This is a genomic window from Pseudoalteromonas sp. P1-9 (assembly GCF_001399975.1).
GTDB lineage: Bacteria > Pseudomonadota > Gammaproteobacteria > Enterobacterales > Alteromonadaceae > Pseudoalteromonas.
In genome coordinates this window covers 22,542-41,788 of sequence record NZ_LKBD01000039.1, presented here as the reverse complement: position 1 = coordinate 41,788, position 19,247 = coordinate 22,542, and the positions used below count along the sequence as shown (strand labels likewise).

Annotated in this window: 19 protein-coding genes and 2 tRNA genes; all 21 read right to left on the bottom strand. The window is 41.9% G+C overall.

Translation table 11 applies throughout. The features are described from left to right. Nucleotides 1-10 precede the first annotated feature (10 nt). A tRNA-Arg gene (locus tag AN214_RS18330) sits at nt 11-87 on the bottom strand. A 10-nt stretch (nt 88-97) separates the two neighbouring features. After that, nucleotides 98-190, bottom strand: a tRNA-Ser gene (locus AN214_RS18325). Between the two features lie 169 nt (nt 191-359). Further along, nucleotides 360-2,180 carry a DUF885 family protein gene (locus AN214_RS18320; protein WP_054981033.1) on the bottom strand — a complete coding sequence of 607 codons (1,821 nt, stop codon included), beginning with the start codon at nt 2,178-2,180 and terminating at the stop codon, nt 360-362. A 117-nt stretch (nt 2,181-2,297) separates the two neighbouring features. Continuing rightward, nucleotides 2,298-2,489: a carbon storage regulator CsrA gene (gene csrA, locus AN214_RS18315; protein WP_010559600.1), complete on the bottom strand. Its 192-nt coding sequence runs from the start codon at nt 2,487-2,489 to the stop codon at nt 2,298-2,300. A gap of 82 nt (nt 2,490-2,571) precedes the next feature. Next, the gene (locus AN214_RS18310) at nt 2,572-3,786 is read right to left on the bottom strand and encodes an aspartate kinase (protein WP_054981030.1); all 1,215 of its coding nucleotides are present in this window, start codon (nt 3,784-3,786) and stop codon (nt 2,572-2,574) included. A gap of 2 nt (nt 3,787-3,788) precedes the next feature. Next, nucleotides 3,789-6,389 carry an alanine--tRNA ligase gene (alaS, locus tag AN214_RS18305; protein ID WP_054981032.1) on the bottom strand — a complete coding sequence of 867 codons (2,601 nt, stop codon included), beginning with the start codon at nt 6,387-6,389 and terminating at the stop codon, nt 3,789-3,791. An 8-nt stretch (nt 6,390-6,397) separates the two neighbouring features. Continuing rightward, a complete protein-coding gene (locus AN214_RS18300; RefSeq protein WP_054981029.1) occupies nt 6,398-6,862 on the bottom strand; it encodes a regulatory protein RecX in 465 nt (154 codons plus the stop codon). Next, entirely contained in the window at nt 6,862-7,677 is an 816-nt protein-coding gene (locus AN214_RS18295) for a BPSS1780 family membrane protein (RefSeq protein WP_054981028.1), read from the bottom strand. Before AN214_RS18295 ends, AN214_RS18300 begins: the two co-directional genes overlap by 1 nt. Before the next feature lie 68 nt (nt 7,678-7,745). Then, nucleotides 7,746-8,354, bottom strand: a complete 609-nt coding sequence (gene ribA, locus AN214_RS18290) for a GTP cyclohydrolase II (protein ID WP_054981027.1) — start codon at nt 8,352-8,354, stop codon at nt 7,746-7,748. A gap of 305 nt (nt 8,355-8,659) precedes the next feature. Next, nucleotides 8,660-9,607, bottom strand: coding sequence for an AgmX/PglI C-terminal domain-containing protein (locus AN214_RS18285; RefSeq protein ID WP_054981026.1), 948 nt, complete (start codon nt 9,605-9,607; stop codon nt 8,660-8,662). Continuing rightward, complete coding sequence (locus AN214_RS18280) at nt 9,604-10,107, bottom strand: biopolymer transporter ExbD (protein WP_054981025.1); 504 nt, start codon at nt 10,105-10,107, stop codon at nt 9,604-9,606. Before AN214_RS18280 ends, AN214_RS18285 begins: the two co-directional genes overlap by 4 nt. Further along, on the bottom strand, nt 10,104-10,610 hold the full coding sequence (locus AN214_RS18275; protein ID WP_010559592.1) for a biopolymer transporter ExbD: 507 nt from the start codon (nt 10,608-10,610) through the stop codon (nt 10,104-10,106). The genes AN214_RS18280 and AN214_RS18275 overlap by 4 nt, the downstream gene beginning before the upstream one ends. A gap of 10 nt (nt 10,611-10,620) precedes the next feature. After that, entirely contained in the window at nt 10,621-11,277 is a 657-nt protein-coding gene (locus tag AN214_RS18270; RefSeq protein WP_054981024.1) for a MotA/TolQ/ExbB proton channel family protein, read from the bottom strand. 21 nt (nt 11,278-11,298) lie between these two features. Continuing rightward, a complete protein-coding gene (locus AN214_RS18265) occupies nt 11,299-11,598 on the bottom strand; it encodes a hypothetical protein (RefSeq protein WP_054981023.1) in 300 nt (99 codons plus the stop codon). Next, nucleotides 11,591-12,289, bottom strand: a complete 699-nt coding sequence (locus AN214_RS18260) for a hypothetical protein (protein ID WP_054981022.1) — start codon at nt 12,287-12,289, stop codon at nt 11,591-11,593. Before AN214_RS18260 ends, AN214_RS18265 begins: the two co-directional genes overlap by 8 nt. After that, nucleotides 12,276-15,074 (bottom strand): tetratricopeptide repeat protein, encoded by a 2,799-nt coding sequence (locus tag AN214_RS18255; protein WP_054981021.1) that lies wholly within the window; start codon nt 15,072-15,074, stop codon nt 12,276-12,278. Before AN214_RS18255 ends, AN214_RS18260 begins: the two co-directional genes overlap by 14 nt. Continuing rightward, nucleotides 15,071-16,870 (bottom strand): hypothetical protein, encoded by a 1,800-nt coding sequence (locus tag AN214_RS18250; protein ID WP_054981020.1) that lies wholly within the window; start codon nt 16,868-16,870, stop codon nt 15,071-15,073. Before AN214_RS18250 ends, AN214_RS18255 begins: the two co-directional genes overlap by 4 nt. 3 nt (nt 16,871-16,873) lie before the next feature. Beyond that, the gene (locus tag AN214_RS18245; RefSeq protein ID WP_054981019.1) at nt 16,874-17,392 is read right to left on the bottom strand and encodes a hypothetical protein; all 519 of its coding nucleotides are present in this window, start codon (nt 17,390-17,392) and stop codon (nt 16,874-16,876) included. Between the two features lie 12 nt (nt 17,393-17,404). Next, nucleotides 17,405-18,544 carry a DUF3570 domain-containing protein gene (locus AN214_RS18240; protein WP_200911144.1) on the bottom strand — a complete coding sequence of 380 codons (1,140 nt, stop codon included), beginning with the start codon at nt 18,542-18,544 and terminating at the stop codon, nt 17,405-17,407. After that, nucleotides 18,531-18,758, bottom strand: a complete 228-nt coding sequence (locus AN214_RS18235; protein WP_054981018.1) for a DUF4266 domain-containing protein — start codon at nt 18,756-18,758, stop codon at nt 18,531-18,533. The genes AN214_RS18240 and AN214_RS18235 overlap by 14 nt, the downstream gene beginning before the upstream one ends. Further along, the gene (locus tag AN214_RS18230; protein WP_054981017.1) at nt 18,751-19,245 is read right to left on the bottom strand and encodes a TlpA disulfide reductase family protein; all 495 of its coding nucleotides are present in this window, start codon (nt 19,243-19,245) and stop codon (nt 18,751-18,753) included. The genes AN214_RS18235 and AN214_RS18230 overlap by 8 nt, the downstream gene beginning before the upstream one ends. Nucleotides 19,246-19,247: the final 2 nt, after the last annotated feature.

Here is a 19,247-nt window from a genome sequence, read left to right as displayed (position 1 = left end):
TTTAGTAAAGTGGCGGACGCGGGAGGATTCGAACCTCCGACCGCCTGGTTCGTAGCCAGGTACTCTATCCAGCTGAGCTACGCGTCCGTACAAGACATGGCGGAGAAGGAGGGATTCGAACCCTCGATAGAGCTACAAACCCTATACTCCCTTAGCAGGGGAGCGCCTTCGGCCACTCGGCCACCTCTCCGTCTTGTGGGTGCGTATATTAAAGCCTATTGAAAATAAGTCAAACAATTTTAGTCATATTTTTTCTGTTCGTTCACAGAATATGCAGTTTGCTTATTTTTGTAGCCAAGTCGGCTAGAATATACAAGTTTTTGTCTTAAGTAGCAGCCGAAACTGCTACTTAAATTTGCTTATTTTACACTTTCAATCCAGCTATCTAGTTTAGCTTCTAAAGTAGGCATTGGCAGTGCACCATCAATTAAAATTTGTGTATGGAACGCTTTAATATCAAATTTGTCACCAAGCGCTGCTTTTGCTTTTTCACGAAGCTCGCGGATTTTAAATTCACCCAACTTATATGATAGCGCTTGACCAGGCCAACCGATATAACGCTCAACTTCTGAAATAATGTCACTTTCAGCCATAGATGAATTTGCTTTCATGTATTCGATACCCTGTTCACGTGTCCAACCTTTGGCATGGAAACCGGTATCTAATACCAGGCGCATCGCACGTAATTGCTCATCAACTAAACGTCCGTACCACATGTAAGGGTCAGTAAATAAGCCCAGCTCTTTACCTAAACTTTCCGCATACAGTGCCCAACCTTCAGCAAACACGGTGTAGCCACCAAATTTTCTAAAGCGAGGTAAACCTTCTACTTCTTGTTGTAATGCAATTTGGAAATGGTGGCCAGGCGCTGCCTCGTGAATAGAGAGCGTTTCAAGTAAAAACTTAGGCTGCGCTTTTAGGTTATGTGTATTGATGTAAAACACACCCGGTCTTGAACCATCTGGTGCTGGGGCTTGGTAAGAAGCGCCCGCAGCAGATGCCGCTCTAAATGCTTCTACTGGTTTAACTACGTAATCTGCCTTAGGCGCAATATCGAAGAGTTTTGGCAACTTAGCATCAATCTTAACTTTTACATCTTCATACGCTTTTACAAGGTCTTCAGGCTTATCATAGTAGAATTCATCGCTATCACGTAAATGAACAAAAAATGCGGCTAAATCACCTTCAAAACCAACGGCTTCTTTTACGCCTTTCATTTCATTTAAAATGCGCTCTACTTCACTCAAACCAATTTCGTGAATTTCATCGGCATTTAAATCAAGCGTGGTGTGTTGTTTGATTAAGAACTCGTACCAAGTTTTACCATTTGGTAAGTTTGCATAACCTACTTTCTCGTTTGCAGCTGGAATGTATTCTTGCTCTAAGAATTTAGCCATTTTTGCGTATGCTGGTACAAGCGTGTTCAGAATAAGCGCTTGATAGTCTTCTTCGATTTGCGCTTTATCTTTTGCAGAAATACTGTCTGGCATTTCAGCCACAGGCATCCAAAAAACACTTTGCGTATGATCCGATACAACGTGCGCTTGGAATTGTGGCAGTAGTTTTTTGGCTAGTACTTGCGGCAAAGTCACATTTTGCTTGATGCCTTCACGCATATTTGCTTCAACACTTTCGAGCCAAGTTACAAAACCATTTGCACGGCCAATAAAATCGTCAAACTGGGCTTTAGTAGAAAACGGTTGCGCACTTTTACCCGAGCCAAGGCTGGCAAAGGTGTTATGCTGACCCGCCATTTGATCAATGGGAATTAAGTAACTTGGAAATTGCTCCGCTTCAAGTGATAGTGCTAAGTCACGCTTGAAAATTTGATAACTTAGTAGGTCTTGTCCTGTTAGTTTTGACGCGTCAATTTCAGCAAGTTTAGCCTGATACTTTTTAGTAAATGCAGTGGCTTTTGCTCTATTCTCTGCATTAATTGCCGGGCTCCACTGATTATTGTACTGAGACTCACCGACATAAGTACCTGACACAGGTGAGAATGCTAACGCCTCATCGAAGTAAGTTTCTACCAGTTGATTTAGTTTTTGATTTTCTGAAATTTGAGCTGATTGCTCTGTTGCCGCTTGTTCGACTGATGTTTTTTGTGTAGTTGTTTGCGTATCCATACAGCCTGTTAGTGCAAGGCCTACAGCAAACGCGAGAGAAGTTTGTTTGATCATAGCGTTCTGTCTGATTGTTAAAATTGTATACATCATATCAGTCCACAAGGCCCTGACAATACAATAAAAACAAAAAAAGCCAGCATAAAATGCTGGCTCTTAAAATTCTGCTTTAAACTATTCGTTGCCTGGTTCAGCACCTGCTTTCTCAGCTTGAATACGCATATAAATTTCTTCACGATGTACTGAAACATCTTTTGGTGCATTAACACCGATACGTACTTGATTTCCTTTTACGCCAAGTACAGTAACTGTAACTTCATCCCCAATCATTAGGGTTTCACCTACGCGACGAGTCAAAATTAGCATTCTTTGCTCCTAAATATCCAAAGTTTAAAGATTCCGTATCAATTCCATTTTACATGAATATTATTCAAAAAGTTAGAAACTTTTACTGGTCTAAAGAAAAAGCACTATGTAAAGCTCTAACTCCCAATTCTAGGTACTTCTCATCTACTAAAACTGAGACTTTTATCTCCGACGTTGAAATAAGTTGAACGTTAATATTTTCATTCGCTAATGCACGAAATAGCCTTCCTGCTACCCCAGCATTAGATTTCATTCCTATGCCAACTATAGAAATCTTAGCAACAGTTTCATTAACTGTAACTGAATCCGCATTAAGAGTTGTAAGATTTTGTTTAATTAACTTTTCTGCCAACTGCGAATCGACTGCATGTACAGTTAAAGCATAGCCGACTTTATCGCCTTTGCAGGAAAAATTACTGATCATGTCAATTTCTATATTATTATCAGAGAATACTTCTAATAATTCAGCGAGTTGTTCAGGCGTATTATCCAAATTATGTACTTTAATGAGTACTTCATCTTTACTAAACGCGATGCCTGAAACTACTTTAGAATTCATAGGGTTTTCCTCATAACTAATCAGTGTTCCGTGATCCGGCTCAAATGTTGAAAGCACACGTAAAGGTAGGTTATGCCTACCGGCAGCTTCCACTGAACGAATTTGCAGTACTTTTGCACCTAAGCTAGCAAGCTCCAGCATTTCTTCAAAGGTAACATAATCCATGCGTTTTGCTTTTGGCTCAACGCGTGGATCGGTTGTATAAACACCATTTACATCAGTATAAATTTGGCATTCATCCGCGTTGATTACTGCTGCCACTTCTACCGCTGTGGTATCCGTGCCTCCGCGGCCAAGCGTGGTGATATTACCTTCGATATCACGACCTTGAAATCCAGCAAGGATCACAATGCGACCTTGCTCGAGTTCCTGATTCAAACGCTTTGGCGGGATCATCTGAATACGCGCTTTACCAAATAGATTATCCGTCATAATACCTGCCTGATCAGCGAGTAAGCTAATCGCAGAATGACCACGTTTGATAATCGCCATGGCAAGAAGCGCCACTGAGACTTGCTCACCGGTAGTTAGCAGTACATCGAGTTCGCGAGAACTTGGATTGGAATCAATTTGATTTGCGAGGTTAATTAAACGATTAGTTTCGCCGGACATTGCCGACACCACTACGACAATTTGATGCCCTTGTTGTTTAGAACGTACAACAAGGTCAGCGACAGCTTCAATACGCTCTATAGAACCAACTGAAGTGCCGCCAAACTTTTTAACTAATAACGCCAAGTTTAAGCGCGCTCACTCACCCAAGCGTTTACACTTTCAAGTGCCGAGCTTAAGTTTTCAGGTTGTGAACCGCCTGCTTGCGCCATATCTGGGCGACCGCCACCTTTACCGCCAACTTGCGATGCCATGTGGTTTACAAGCTCACCCGCCTTGAACTGACCCGTTAAGTCTTTTGTCACACCCGCAATTAGGCTTACTTTGTCGCCATTTGCAACACCTAACGCGATAATGCCAGAACCGAGTTTGTTCTTAAGATCATCAACCATGCCACGTAGCGCTTTAGACTCAGTGCCCTCAACGTTAGCAACGAGTAATTTAACACCATTAACGTCTACAACCGCATCAAGTAATGACGCGCCCGCAGCGCTGGCAAGTTTATCGTTAAGTTGCGCAATTTCTTTTTCAAGGCCTTTCGCACGCTCAACTAGCGCTGACACTTTATCTAACACATTGTTGCCATCGCCTTTCACTAACGCAGCGATTGCAGACAGGGTTTCTGCTTGTTTGTTAATATATGCAACGGCACCTTCACCTGTCACCGCTTCAATACGACGTACACCTGCGGCAATACCGCCTTCCGACACAATCTTGAATAGACCGATGTCGCCGGTGCGCTTAACGTGCGTACCACCACATAGTTCAATTGAGAAATCACCAATGCTCACTACGCGTACTTCATCATCGTATTTTTCACCGAATAATGCCATTGCGCCTTTTTCTTTCGCAGCGTCAATTGCCATCAACTCAGTATTTAGATCAATGTTTTTACGGATCTCTAGGTTCACCATATCTTCAATGCGTTGTAACTCTTCTTTTGTTACTGCTTCAAAGTGTGAAAAGTCAAAACGTAAACGCTCAGGATCATTTAATGAACCTTTTTGTGTTACATGATCACCAAGCACAACACGAAGCGCTTCGTGTAATAAGTGCGTTGCAGTGTGGTTTTTCTTAGTATTATCACGACGCGATGCATCGACTTGCGCATCCACACGATCATTGATACCAATGCGACCAACTACTTTACCTTTGTGCGCAAATGCATTACCAAGCTTAGTAGTGTCTTCAACAATAAATTCGCCATTAGCAACTTTTAAAATACCTGTGTCGCCAACCTGACCACCACTTTCAGCATAGAAAGGTGTGCGGTCGAGTACAACAATACCTTGCTGACCATCTTCTAATACTGACACGGCATCTGCACCGCTAAATAGCTCTACCACAGTACCTGTATACTGCTCGCTATCGTAGCCTTTAAATTCAGTGGTTTTCTCTGACTTTAATTGGTCGTTGTAATCAGCGCCAAATTTACCAGCTTGCTGCGCTTGTTTACGTTGCACTTCCATTGCTTCTTGGAAGCCACGCTCATCAATTGTCATAAAGCGTTCACGCGCAACATCAGCGGTTAAATCCGCTGGAAAACCATAAGTATCGTAAAGCTTAAATACAAGGTCACCTGGGATCACGTCGCCTTTAAGATCTTTTAAGCTTTCTTCTAGAATTGCTAGACCACGGTCAAGGGTTTTACCGAATTGCTCTTCTTCAATACGCAGTACTTTTTCGATAATCGCTTGTTGCTTGATTAGCTCTGGGTACGCTTCACCCATTTCAGTTGCAAGTGCCGCAACTAACTTATGGAAGAAGGTTTCAGTTGCACCTAACTTATTACCGTGACGCACTGCACGACGAATAATACGACGTAAAACATAACCACGACCTTCGTTTGACGGCATCACACCATCGGCAATTAAAAACGCACACGAACGAATATGGTCTGCAATAACGCGTAATGATTTATCTTCTAAATCTTGCGCATTAGTAACCGCAGCCGCAGCTTTAATTAAATTTTGGAAAATATCGATTTCGTAGTTTGAGTGAACGCCCTGCATAATCGCAGAGATACGCTCAAGGCCCATACCTGTATCAACAGATTGGCTCGGTAAAGGTTCCATTGTACCGTCAGCGTGACGGTTGTATTGCATAAATACTAGGTTCCAGATTTCGATAAAACGGTCACCGTCTTCTTCTGGGCTGCCCGGAGGACCACCCCAAATTTCTTCACCGTGATCGTAGAAAATTTCAGAACATGGACCACACGGGCCTGTATCACCCATCGACCAGAAATTATCAGCCGTATCGATGCGAATAATCTTGTCTTCAGCAAGTCCCATCTCTTTGTGCCAGATATCAAACGCTTCATCATCGGTGTGATAAACCGTTACTAACAGCTTCTCTTTCGGTAACTTGATTACATCCGTTAAGAACTGCCATGCAAACTTAATTGCATCTTGCTTAAAGTAGTTGCCAAAGCTGAAGTTACCCAGCATTTCAAAGAAGGTATGGTGACGTGCAGTATAACCTACATTTTCTAAATCATTGTGCTTACCACCGGCACGTACACAGCGCTGTGAACTAGTTGCACGGTTGTATGGACGGCGCTCACCGCCTAGAAATACATCTTTAAACTGCACCATACCGGCATTGGTAAATAGTAAAGTAGGATCGTTACCTGGTACCAATGAACTTGATGGCACCACTTGGTGTTGTTCTGATGCGAAATAATTTAGAAACGCGTTGCGGATTTCCGCGGTCGTCATATGCTGCATGCTACCTCTCATTCGTTTGACGGACTTGTTTGCATTGCAAATTCAATTTGTTCATGATTAAAACCTCGATAGCTCATATAGCGAATGCGCTTCGCTTTTTCTTTAAAATCGAGGGAACTACTTGTATAAGCGAATTTCTTATTATATGCGGATTGGGCCTGCAGATACCAGTCTATTTCTAATTCTTCGACAATAGTTTGTACTAGGTCTGCATTAACCCCTTTTTGATACGCTTCATTTTTAATACGCATCAATCCTAAACCTTTATTTATCTGGCGTCGTACAAAGCTTTCAGCGTAACGCACGTCATCAATAAAGCCATACTCTTCACACCATGCAATTAGCTCTTCAATAAACCCTGTATCTTCACAACGGCTAGTTAATTTTTTGGCGATTTGTGCTTTGGAATACTCTTGTCGAGACAATAACCAAAGCACATAATTTTTTAATTTTGCTTGTTCTTTTTCGGTCATTAAGCATCAAATCTATCGTGATTATCACTCGGGGTGTCGTCACTGTTTTGCGGTTTTGTTTGCTCAACCATGGCTGACATAAACATCGCTTGAAAAGACACAAAAAATCCAGCGTAAAGAATAGGTAAAATGAATAACAGTGGAATAAACGACAAAAACGCTGCAAATAAGATAAGCCCTGTTGAAATTGCACCAAATACACCCAGTGCTGCCATATTGTGCCAAAACACTAATAGACTTGCTTTAATACACTCTAAAATGCTGTTGTTTTTAGAAAAGTAAACCAACGGAATGGTGAAAGCAAAACACATGGTATAGAGCGAATAAGCCGCAACCAAAACAATAATATTAGATATTTGAATGCTATCAATCACCTGCTGTGCGTGCAGTTGCACTAAATCAACGTTCTGTGATTCTACCGCCTGCAAATAAGCATTAATTGGTTCGCTCAGGCCTTGGAACAGGGTAGTCGTTAAAAGGGCTAATATAAAACCACCAAACAGGTGATACAAACCTAAGCGAAACAGCATTAAACGGCGCCCTACTTCGCTAAATACATCAAACAGGTCGGTAAACGCAATTTGCTTACCTTGCTGACGATTAAGCATGGCACGATAAAAGCCTGCAGTAAAAAATGGCATTGCAAGCGCGGCTGGTAATTGAAAAATAGGCGCCACCAAAGCAATTAACGACAACACACCAATAAACAAGTGCATTAAAATAAAGGTACCCGGCTGAGCTTTGAATAACTCCCACCCTGCCTTAAACCAATTTAGTCCTGCTTTCGCCTTAAAAATACGTATTTCTACTGCCATTTTATTTTCTTATAAATGAAAACGCTCCATAAAATGGAGCGTTAATAAATCAACACGATATGCCTATGCTACTTTTTTACTTGCGTTAAATCCAGCATATGTGAACCACGTGAAACTTTTGCAGCCAAATAGGCTTCGTTTCCATCTTTTACGTGCGCAGAAGTGCCTACTTGCTCTGCAACTTCAATACCCGCTTCTGTCAATTCTTTGATCTTGCGTGGATTGTTCGTCATCAATTTTACTTTATCTACACCCAATGCAGTGAGCATTAAGGCCGCATCTCTAAATTCACGTAAATCGTCGGCAAACCCTAAATGATTATTCGCTTCATAGGTATTCATACCTTGCGATTGCAGTACGTATGCATCAATTTTATTGTATAAACCAATACCACGACCTTCTTGGCGAAGGTATAAAATAATTCCGCCTTGTTGGTGCATAGTATGAATGCACTCTTCAAGTTGTTCGCCACAATCACAACGTGATGAATGAAACACATCACCGGTTAAACATTCTGAGTGCATACGCACTAACGGGTTTTGTTCTTTATCCGCATTGTTAAAAATTAAAGCAACATGCTCTTCACCATCTAGCAAACCATGAAATGAGACGATTTCTGCAGGGATATTACTTTCTTTGCCAACTTTGAGCTGGACTCTTGCTCTTACTTCAGCCACGACATTTCCAACGAATAGTTTGTAATATTGTAACACTAGGCATTTAGCCGCACTAGCGTGTACGTTTATATTTGTGCATTTTTCACATTTTCAACTGTGGAAGTTCAAACACAAAAAGGCCTTTACTTATTTTAGCAAAGACCGAAACAGCCCCTAATATAAGTAATAGACCGTCAGTTGGTTCACTTTCTTGTAAGAAAAATATAAATAGGTAGGCAGATAACATAAAACGCATTGCTCTTTACACTATTTATAAAGAGCAACACGCTAGATTTTACAAAGGCTTAAGTTTGAAACTTAATGCGTTAGAATGGTAAGAAATTAAACGAATAATTGAGTTTAGTTTCAGACACCAACTCAGAGCCAAAATTGATCATACGAATACGATTTACCAGTTTTCGCTCTAGTTCCGCATCGTTCAAGTCACTAGATAAGATTTGGCAATCCTTAACTTGGCCATTTCCAGCAACCACAATCTCAACCGTTACCTTACCCTGTAAACTTGGGTTTTTACGTAAAGCACGTCGATAAAGGGTGTAAAAGGCCCCTTGGTTTTTATCAAGTACTGCACGAATGGCTTCGACTTTACGCTGCTCTAACGCTTCTTCACTAATGCTTTCACTTGCGGTTACATCACTTTGATAACCCCCTGTTTCAGCCACGACTTCATCTCCTAACGCCACCAGCGATTTATCAGCGAGCGCTTGCACATTCGCTTTTGCTTGCTGTTCATCGGCAATATTAAGTGGTTGTGTGGCATTCGCTTTTACGCTCACGTCTTCGCTTTTAACCGTTTTACGCGTTGCTTGAGCCTTAGTCACAGGTTGCGTTGATGGCGTCAATTTAAAATCATCACGCAGCGCGGCTAAATCATCCGCTAATGCTACAAGTCCTGCACGGCTGGCTTCGTCCTTCGCTTTTTCAAGCGCTCGTTTGGTCGGCGTTTTAGGTTTAACTTCAGCTTTGACTTCTGGCTTGACTTCTTTCACCGGCTCGGGTTTTTGCTCGATGGGCTTAACTTCTGGCTTCGGCTTTTCAGGCTTAGACTCAACTTTAACGCGCTCAATCACACGGGTTAAACTAGGCGGTATTTTGGCTTTTTGTGCTTTCGTTAACTCGGGTAGTTCGGTAATTTTGACAATCACCGCAAATACTAATGTACAAACCAAAAAGCCGTACGTTAAGCGGGTAAATAAGCGATTGTCTGAGTTGTTATAAAGCTCAAAATGGGTATTCACTGTGGCGCTTGTCATAATTGCTCACCACCGCTTTTTTCTGCCACTTGCTCTACAGCCAAAGATAAATCACCAAACCCTGCTTGCTGGCAGGTTTGCATAATCTTCTTTAAACGATGATAGGCAATTTTGCCGTCAGCCATAATGGTTAGTGGGCGCATATTGTCAACCGCTTCGATTGATTCTGCATGCACTTTAAGCGCATTCTCAAGTGGCGAAAATACTTCTTCGCTGGCGTTATCTAAATCATTTAAGTCAGCAATCAATTGTCCTTGCAAGATAAGCGCTTTGTTACTCACCATCAGTACCAAAGTTTCTTCTGCGAGCGCTTGTTTTGACGCTTTAGGTAAATTAATATTTTTATTTGCATCAAGTACTTGCACCGTTGATGAATTAACGATTAAGAAAAAAACTAAAATCGTAAAAATATCCATCAGAGAGACTAAGCTCAACTTAGCTTGCTGATTTGCTCTGCGATGATGGCGCTCCATACGAAGTGCTCTTACTGATTTTTTCATAACGCCTCCACCAACGCATCACCTAAGGCGATATCTGGAAACAACTCAGCATCAACCACCGACGCCACAACGACGGCTTGATAACTACGTACCGTTTCCATCGTTGTAATCAAGGTTTGGTAATCAACGTCTTCGGCAATTAATAAGGTAATGTCTTTTTTATCCACCCCTTTTTCAAGCAATAGATTTTTTACATCTTTAAGCGCGAGCTGAACTTGATCAAATGGATACGTTTCATCTTGCTTGGCAAACTGTTTAAGCGGTGCACCAGCTGGGTAGTAAATTGTGATTGCATCATTAGTTACTTCAAGTTGCAGTTCTTTTTCTTTGAGCTGCTCAGCACTTTGATTTGCTAATAATGGTGGCAGTTTTAACTGCATCACGGTGATGTGCGAAAACACCATCATCATCAGCAACACAGGCACAAGCACAATCATCAAACTCATAAATGACGTAATATCCAGCTCAGCATCTTGCCTATTTGGCAACTTGCGGCGAAACATAGTCGTCCCCTTAATCTGTTTGACGTGTTTTTTGCGAAACGAGATTTTGCTTGGTTAATAAATTAAGACACTTTACGCCTGCCATTTCCAAGCCATCAATAATTTCGGTTGTTTTTGTTTGTAATACTGAGTGACAAAGTAGCAGTGGAATTGCAGTAATTAGACCAAACGCTGTGGTGTTCATTGCAACTGAGATACTTGCCGAAAGCAATGACGCTTTTTCAGCAGGGTCAGCATCAGCAACCGCCGAAAAGGCCGCAATCAAGCCGATAATCGTGCCTAATAAACCTAGCAAGGTAGCGATATTGGCAAGCGTAGCTAAATAAGCGGTGCGCTTTTCAAGGCGCGGCATTAATTCAAGTACTTGCTCTTCCATCGCATATTCAATTTCTTCACGGCGCTGTGTATGTTCAATACGCTCAAGGCCTGAACTAATAATTTTAGCAACGCCTGCATTACTTTTTTGATTAAGCACTTGCTTATAATCGCCTTTCGCTAACTGAGGCATGAGCTGTTTAAAGGCTTTTTGATTAGCTAACTTAGCACCCGTCAGCACAAAAAAGCGCTCTAAGGCAATCGCCAGTCCAATCGCTAACACGATTGCAATCGGTAACATAAAGCTACCACCATCTTGAAAAAATCTGACAACAGTATCGAAACTTTCCATTTTAAACTCCAAATGTAACCGTTAATTATTGGTTATTGTTTTTATTTGTGATGTATGAAACGCAATCTGACGCTGTAACTTTGCAGGGTCGATTGCGGTAATTTTATGACGCGGCCTAATCGTTAATTTTGGCTTGGGTAGTGTCACTCGTGACAAGTCTTGCCACGGTAAAATTGACATAAACTTTGGCTCTTCTTGTGAGCCCGATATGGTTGTTTGTAGTTCAATTTTTTTGCTTTGAGTAGATTGCTCTTTTAGTGTTTCTTTTGCCACCGAATGCACAGCAAAAAAGAGCAAAATAACACTTATGTATCTAGCCATTTTCGTTTGATCCGCGTTGTTTAAGTTGGCGCTCCAAATCCACAAGCCATGTCGCAACTTGACGATAGCTTTGAGACTCTTCAGGAACAAGTTTTAAGTATGTGTTATACACCGCTATCGCTTGTTCCTTTTGATCTAAGTAAAGGTCTAACAGAATGCCTTTGTTGATATAACTTGCTGCAAATCCCGGCCAACTTGCGATTGCCGAATCATAAAGCGCAAGCGCCTCGCGAAATTCGCCCTTTTCGCGCTTCAATAACGCCAGTTCATTTGCCGCGTAGTAATTGTATTTGTTAGCGTTTACTGCCGCCTCTAAATATTCTAAATATTGTGTGCTTTGCTCTGCTTGTTTTGCCAAGTACGCTAATTGCAAATACGCGCCAGACAGATTTGGATATTGCAACGTAAGGTTAGTGAAATGCTGCTTCGCAAGCGCCAATTTTCCCTCATTTTTGTAGTTAAGCGCTTTTTCAAACGCGGCTTTTGCATCATCCGATGCGTTTGTTTGCAGGTAATAGTTAGGCGCTTGCAGTAACTTTTCTTTCTCGGTTAAGGGTACCTGCACTTCGTTTGTTTCGGCATGGTGTTCTGCTTGTTTAATAGTTTCTGGAGCTGTTTGACACGCAGCTAACGAAAACAGCAAGACCAATAAGCCACAGCGATTAATAGAAAAAAGCTTAATAAATTGCATGATTTTCTCCAGGCTCAACTTCCTTTTTAGCAAAGCGCGCAGGCATTAGCTTAGCTAAGGCGGTAAGCGTTTTTTTGATCCATTCGTCATAAAGACCTGAATGCAGTAATTGATTATTGCGCGCGTACAGCTCTATTGCCTGGTCTTCAAAAGGTATCGCCTGCTCTTCAAGTAACAACTCATATTGTTCTAACGCAAGATCTTTAAGCTGCTTTGGCCTTTCTGACGACATAATATCTTGCGCCATAAGGTGATAGATTTGTGCAATCTTAAAATTCGCCTGCGTGGAGTACTGGCCAAGTGCGTAATCTGCCAACTGTTGATAACGCTCAAGCGCCACAGCCATATGTTTACGCTTGCGCGCTAGACTTGTTTTTAGCGGTACGGTTAATTTACTCTTTTGGTAAACATAAAACGCATCGTTGGCAAATACCTCTGTTGCTTTGGCAGCCTCGATTTTAGCCCAAGTGAGTTCACTCTCGGGTGCAACTTTATAAGCGGCGATAATTTTGTTTAACCAAAAGCGACGTTCACTGGCTTTATTTTGTTTTTGATAAATATTTGCCAGTTCTACTTTTGCCTGCAGGTTTTGCGCGAATGGTGTTGGGTAGCTGTGAGCGTATGTACGAAACTGCAGACGCGCATTTTCAATATCGCCCATATTGCGATAATGCTCAGCACTTTGATAGAGCGAGATACGACGCGTATTTTCATCACTGTGGCTCGTTGCAAGATAGGCGTACTGCGCAGCAAGCTTGTCGCCTTGCTGTGTATTTTTATAAATCGCTATTTTTTGCGTTTGCAACGACTCAATATTTTTTGACGTTGGATAACGCGTAATAAAATCGTCGACCCACTTGCTCGCTTGGCTAAATAACTGCAACGATATGAGGTATTGCGTTAAATTGTATTGTACTTGCTCACGATACAATGTGGATGGCAACAAGGTTAACAACGCAATGTATTTATCTGCTGCGAGCTGCGGATTGGTTGCTGCCAAAGCTTCAGCCTGCTTAATCATGCTTTGCGCAAGATTTTCGCGCACTAAAGATGCTTGCTCCGATGACTTTGCTAGCAACTGCTTGTAAGCACTCTCGGCACTAGCAAAATCTTGTAAATTGTAATGGCTATGTGCCGCAAGCAGCTGCGCTTGATACATTTCAGATTCAGATAAACTAAACTGTTTAACATGCGCGAACTTAGTTAGCAAAACATCATACATTTGACGTTCAAATAATAAATTAAACGCTTGTAATACAACAGTACTTGCCGATTTGTGCGTGCTAAACGTGGTTGCAAACTTAAGCCAGTTATCAACGACTTCAACTACAAATTCGTGTTGCCCTGCGTCACCGCGTTGTGATCTTTGTTTATTAGCAAGCTGTGTTTTGTAAATTGATACAACTGCAAACCCTGCATCACTTTGGTATTTGTTCGGCTCGGCTGAATAGGCAATTGTTTGGTACTCAGATAATGCTTTTTGCCATTGCTGACTTTGATACAAACTCTCAGCTAACAAGTAATGGCTGTCGATATCGCCTTGTTGCTTTAGTTGTAAGGTGTCGAGATAACGCTGATAACCTATAGCGGCCACGCTAAACGCAGTAATCGCGTTTTCATTTTGCTGAGCAAGTTGTTGCCCTTGATAATAACTGCGATCTGCGTATTTCTTTTCAAGAGTCTTTAACGCAAGATAATGAGCATCTGTTGGCTCAGTAGCTAAATAGGTGCTGCCAACACCAAATTCGCGAATAAATTGCAGCTCATAATCCGTTAGTAATGATTTAAAGTTCGCTTTTTTAAACACCGACATTTGCGCCAAGGCAAAATCTACTTTGTGGTTTGGCTCTGGCGATGTGGTAATAAAGCTCTGATAGGTTTTGGCCGCATCAAGATAGCGTTTTTGCTCGATATAGTAACTTGCCAGCGAGTCAAAATTCATAAAGCTAAACGCTTGCCAACCATACTGCTGATAATGAGAAACCGGATCTTGTTCAAAATCACTATATGAGAAAATCACACTCATAATACGCAATGTATCCGCGACTAAATAACGGTCGCTATTATTAAGCTGCTCAATATTTAGCACCGTCTTACCATCTTGCTCAAGGGCAAGACTAAGTACTTGCGTAAAGCTATTTAGCGATGCTTGATAGTTAAACAATTTAAAATCTGACCACGCCAGCATATAGCGCGATGTACTGGCAAGTGGCGAGTCGGGATAATTCTCAACAAGCGTTAGGTAACGATTTTTCGCTTGCTCATACTGCTTTTGGTTAAACATGTATTCGCCTTGGCGGAAAATCAGCTCTTCATTATGGACAAAGTCAGGATAGTCGCGGATCAGTTCGCTCGTCACATCAAATGCCGCTTGCTGATCCCCTTTTAAGAAATACGCTTTGGCTAATTGATAAAGTACCTCATCTCGCCCATCTAGTGCTTCAGAGTTTGCCAACAACGCCAAATACTGATTAACCGTATTATCAAAGTAGCCAGAATCTTGCGTTACACCTTGTTCTTGCGCGAGTTGCTGTTGCTCTAAGCTTAACTGGGCTAAGCGGCTATTAGCTTGTTGTCGTGCACTTGCTTTAGGTGCAAGCGCGACAATTTCTTGATATGCAGCAGCAAGTTGCTCAGGTGTAGGTGCGGTTTCTGTAACTGTGGTTTGTGGTAACTCTGTCGCTAAGTCGAGTTCTCCCAAAGTGTTACGTTTAGCCGGTTCTGGCTGCGTTAAAAAGCACGCAGTCAAACTCAATGACAATACACTCACAGTTAAGCGCTTCATAATGCGTCACCTTTGCTACTATCTGCCTGCATTGCCAGTGCTTCAAGCGCGATACTACGCATTACTTTTAACTTAAAGGCATCATCTGCCAAAAACTGTGATGATGCCTTTAAATCGTCCAACAATAGCTGTTGAATTTCAGCGACTTGCTTATTAATCAGGGTATTTACACTTTGCTGGTTTAATGCCAATTGTTGCTGCGTTTTTGCCAACCGTTCATTAAGGGCATTAAAATCCCGTTGCGATTCAATTAATGCTTGGCTGTTATTATATTGCGACTGTGCTTTATCTAGCATAAATTGCGCTTGTGCAAGTTGCTGCTTATGCGCTTGGTAGCGCTCGTCAAATTGATAATCTTGCTGCCATACTAAAATACCTTTTAAGCGTTCTAAGCGCGCTTGTTGCAATGCAGTATTGCGAGACGATTTGAGTGAGTCAATTTTATGTTGGGCTGATAAAATACGCTTTTGCGCTTGCAGTTCTGTTTTATTTAATAAGCCACTGCGAGTATTTTTAGCCTTATTTAATGATGCTTGTAACACTTGCAACTGCTGCTGTTGCTGGCGCAAATCAGATAAGTAGTTTGGTAAATTAGTAGCTTGGATAATGCGATTTTGACGGGCTGCCTTTTCTTGCAATAGCGCAGCATAATTAGTGAGCTGACGCTGTTGCACATTAAATTGCGACGCTAATTCTGTTAACTCAAAAAGCGCATGGCGTTTTGCATCAAAATCATCACTTAATAATCCAACTTGGAGTATATCCATGTAACCTTTAAGCGCAGTGTCGCTTTGTAACGTATCGCGCAGCCATGCCGTATTATTGACCTGTTTATTCACCGTATCTATGCGCGTATTAAAGGCGACAAATTGCTGCTCTGCGGCATTTATTGCATCAACAGCGAGTGCAAAACGTTCAGTACTAACAAACACATGTGCTTCAGCGGTTAATGCCTGGTGTTTCGCAAACACATCTCCGCTTGTTGATTCAATAATAACATTCAGTGCGGCCAAGGCTTTGGCGTATTGCTGCTGCATTAATAGGCTCGCAGCTAATCCGTATAAAGCTTCGTTAAACCAAAGCGACTGCTGTGACACTTGTGAAAATGCCTGTTCGGCATGCGTTGCTTGGTCATTTTCTAAAGCGGCATAACCTAAAGCAAGAAAGCTTCTATCAAGTAATGCATGCTGTTCTTGGTCTAATTCTGGCAATGTTAATAATGCCAGCGCCGCATCTTGATTGCTTGGTGAACCAACCAGTATGTTATGGGCAAGGTAGTGATGTAATTGGCTTTCAACGGGCAGTTGCGATAACGCAGTATTTGCCTGTGCAGGGTTACTAAGTGCTAAGCCAAGTCGCCCTTGTAAATAGTAAAACGTGTTATGCCACGCCATATCTTCTGTTGGAGGGGTAATTTCTGATAGCGTTTGCTGTGCGAGCTTTGCGTCGTTATTTGCAAAATAAACCCGCGCTAACTGCAATTTAGCGTAATTCAGTAAGTCTTGGTCTTGCTCACTCAGTAATGCATTAAAGTCACGTGCTGCCGTCATATGCAAACCATATGAAAATGCAGCGCCGGCTTTTACAACTCGAGCATCAACCCCTTGATGTTCGATGCCACCTTTGGCATCTGCAATAGCAAATTCGGTGAGTGCTTGCTGGTAGTTTTGTTGGTAGAGCTGATACAAAGCAACACCATAATTCTCATCACTTACAGCTGCTTGTTGCGTGGAATTGGGGTCAGCATACCCTTTGACGGCCAACGCGAGCAATGTGATAAAAACCAAGGTTCTCATGACTTACTCTATTTCTCGAATAGTGAAATCTGCTTGCTCTTTCGCGCTGTTTGCGCTGATCACCAGCTCAATTGCTTTTGCCTCATCATCTTTATTAAAGGTTAATGTGGCTGCACGTTTAATATCGCGACCTTGCGGTCCTTTACCAATAACATAAGCAGTAAGTTGGTGCTCACCTTGTTTCACGTTACCTTGGTACAAACGATGTACCCCACCTTTAGCGAGCGCATTAACTTGCTTTTCGGTATATAAATAATGAGTTGCTAACTCGTCATCAACCATGAGTTTAATTGAGTCAATTGTGAACAGTTCACTGGCGTCCGTAGCCACATAAAATGCAATTTGCGTCGCCGGTGGATAAAGTAAATCTTCTTCTAAAATAAATAGGTCTCGATTGAGCGCAATTGCTTGCTGTTTTAAGTTTTCAATTTGCTCGCTAAGTGGCTTATTATCAACGCTGTACACATTAAGGCTAAGCAAAGTGCACAACATAATTAAGGTATTTTTTAGTTTGGTTTTCATTGTTACTTTTCCCTAGTACCAAAGCGACACATAAGCCCTTAGCACATTTGCTGAGAAACTATAAAAATCTTCTTGCCCCGGATTATCCGTTTGTAGCACGTTTCTAAAATCGTCATAGTCAAAACGAATATGATCCCAAGCAAAGTTTACGCTGGCACTTTTTATCAAGCTGGAACGATCAAAAGTATGTAAATAACGTGCTTTGAGCCCAATGGTTAAATCATTGAAAGAACTCATTTCTTTATCACGTGCCATAAAATTAAACTGATCTTTTCTATCAAACATATCTTGATAAAAGTCGGCTTTGCTTTGCGTGTAATGGCGCACATGAAAATCAATTAACCAATTATCATATAACGCCTGACTGTAACCGAGCTTATAGTTACTGGCAGCTATGCCCCAAGTATCACTAAAATAACGAACTTCACCGTATAGTGCAGCGTTGATTGGCAAAAAATAGCGGGTTCTGAGCGCTGCAGCATTGCTGGTGCGAGTTTCAGGGTAAATTTCGGTAGCGTAGCTGTAGCCAAGTGCGGCGGTGTCATCACGATAGCGGTAAGAGCGGTACGGGTTATTTAAATAGCCCTGTTCGGTAATCGCCTCAATATTGAAATCAAAGGTCCAGTTTTTGCTCGCCACTTGCGACCAAGACAATGCATAGTTGGCGCGCTTCACTTCTTCACTAAAAAGCGCATTGCCGTTTTGCATTACAATATCGTCGCCTTGGACATAGCTCAAACTAAGCACCGATAAATCACCAAAAAAGCTCTGACTAACAGCCAGTTTGTAGCTTTTTGCGTCGTAATCATTTTCTTGCGATTGACTGAAACCAAGTGAAAACAACGTTTTTTCATTTAGAAAATCAACGCCAACAGATTGCTCGTCACGTTCTTCTTTATATGGACTGGCCGTTGCCAATACATCAATCGATGCCGAACTTACCGAGTCCACATAATAATTAGCCGAAACCGATACCGCTTTGGAGACTTTTTTACGAATTAAAATCGACGGGCCGTCAATGCTCATGCCGCCACCATCGTAACTATGGTACATAGCATCCACACGATCTTCCGGTAATACCGCCGCAAAAATACTTAAACTCACGAACATAAAGCTCGCAGCAAGGTATTTAAATAGATTAGTTACAGCCACAGCCACCACCTGATGTACCTTCTGCACCCTTTGCGCCTTCCCGTGCTTGATAAACATGGTGAATGTAACCCGACTCAACTGCATCGAGCTGCCACTGCATAACCGGCTGTGCAAGATTTTCACGCTCATACGGTTTTACCCAGGGCTCAAAGGCATCTGTAGCAGCGCAGCCTGTTAGCAATAAAGTAAAACAAATCGCAGTTAGTTTATTCACGGATCAATGCCTTAACCATTTTCTTATAGAGTTTCTCATCGCCAGCCTGATAGCCATAATGGACGTAGCGTAAGTTGCTATTGCGGTCAATCACAACCGTTGTTGGCATGGCTTCTACATCGTAAAGCTTGCTAACGGTATTTTGCTCATCAAGCAAAATTGGAAAAGACACATTTAGTTCATTAATAAACTCTTTTGCCTTTTGGTTTTGCTGTTCCACATTAACGCCAAGCACGGTAAAGCCTAAATCGCTGTATTTAGCGTGTAACTCGTCAAGTAATGGCATTTCTTTACGGCACGGACCGCACCAACTCGCCCAAAAGTTAATCAGTACAACCTGCCCACTTAGCTCTTTTAAGCGCACGTTATCACCGCTTAAAGCCTTTAATGTAAAGTCGGGCGCACTTTTATTGAGCTCTGCCGATGTTGCATTGCCCACAAACATGCTGGTTAGAAATAATGTGAGGATGATTATTATTTTTTTCATTA

Bases quoted from the DNA above. Each gene is read 5' to 3' on its own strand.
- AN214_RS18320 (WP_054981033.1), bottom strand. From the start codon at position 2,180: ATGATCAAACAAACTTCTCTCGCGTTTGCTGTAGGCCTTGCACTAACA.
- csrA (WP_010559600.1), bottom strand. From the start codon at position 2,489: ATGCTAATTTTGACTCGTCGCGTAGGTGAAACCCTAATGATTGGGGAT.
- alaS (WP_054981032.1), bottom strand. From the start codon at position 6,389: ATGCAGCATATGACGACCGCGGAAATCCGCAACGCGTTTCTAAATTAT.
- AN214_RS18300 (WP_054981029.1), bottom strand. From the start codon at position 6,862: ATGACCGAAAAAGAACAAGCAAAATTAAAAAATTATGTGCTTTGGTTA.
- AN214_RS18295 (WP_054981028.1), bottom strand. From the start codon at position 7,677: ATGGCAGTAGAAATACGTATTTTTAAGGCGAAAGCAGGACTAAATTGG.
- AN214_RS18285 (WP_054981026.1), bottom strand. From the start codon at position 9,607: ATGACAAGCGCCACAGTGAATACCCATTTTGAGCTTTATAACAACTCA.
- AN214_RS18280 (WP_054981025.1), bottom strand. From the start codon at position 10,107: ATGAAAAAATCAGTAAGAGCACTTCGTATGGAGCGCCATCATCGCAGA.
- AN214_RS18275 (WP_010559592.1), bottom strand. From the start codon at position 10,610: ATGTTTCGCCGCAAGTTGCCAAATAGGCAAGATGCTGAGCTGGATATT.
- AN214_RS18270 (WP_054981024.1), bottom strand. From the start codon at position 11,277: ATGGAAAGTTTCGATACTGTTGTCAGATTTTTTCAAGATGGTGGTAGC.
- AN214_RS18265 (WP_054981023.1), bottom strand. From the start codon at position 11,598: ATGGCTAGATACATAAGTGTTATTTTGCTCTTTTTTGCTGTGCATTCG.
- AN214_RS18260 (WP_054981022.1), bottom strand. From the start codon at position 12,289: ATGCAATTTATTAAGCTTTTTTCTATTAATCGCTGTGGCTTATTGGTC.
- AN214_RS18255 (WP_054981021.1), bottom strand. From the start codon at position 15,074: ATGAAGCGCTTAACTGTGAGTGTATTGTCATTGAGTTTGACTGCGTGC.
- AN214_RS18250 (WP_054981020.1), bottom strand. From the start codon at position 16,870: ATGAGAACCTTGGTTTTTATCACATTGCTCGCGTTGGCCGTCAAAGGG.
- AN214_RS18245 (WP_054981019.1), bottom strand. From the start codon at position 17,392: ATGAAAACCAAACTAAAAAATACCTTAATTATGTTGTGCACTTTGCTT.
- AN214_RS18230 (WP_054981017.1), bottom strand. From the start codon at position 19,245: ATGAAAAAAATAATAATCATCCTCACATTATTTCTAACCAGCATGTTT.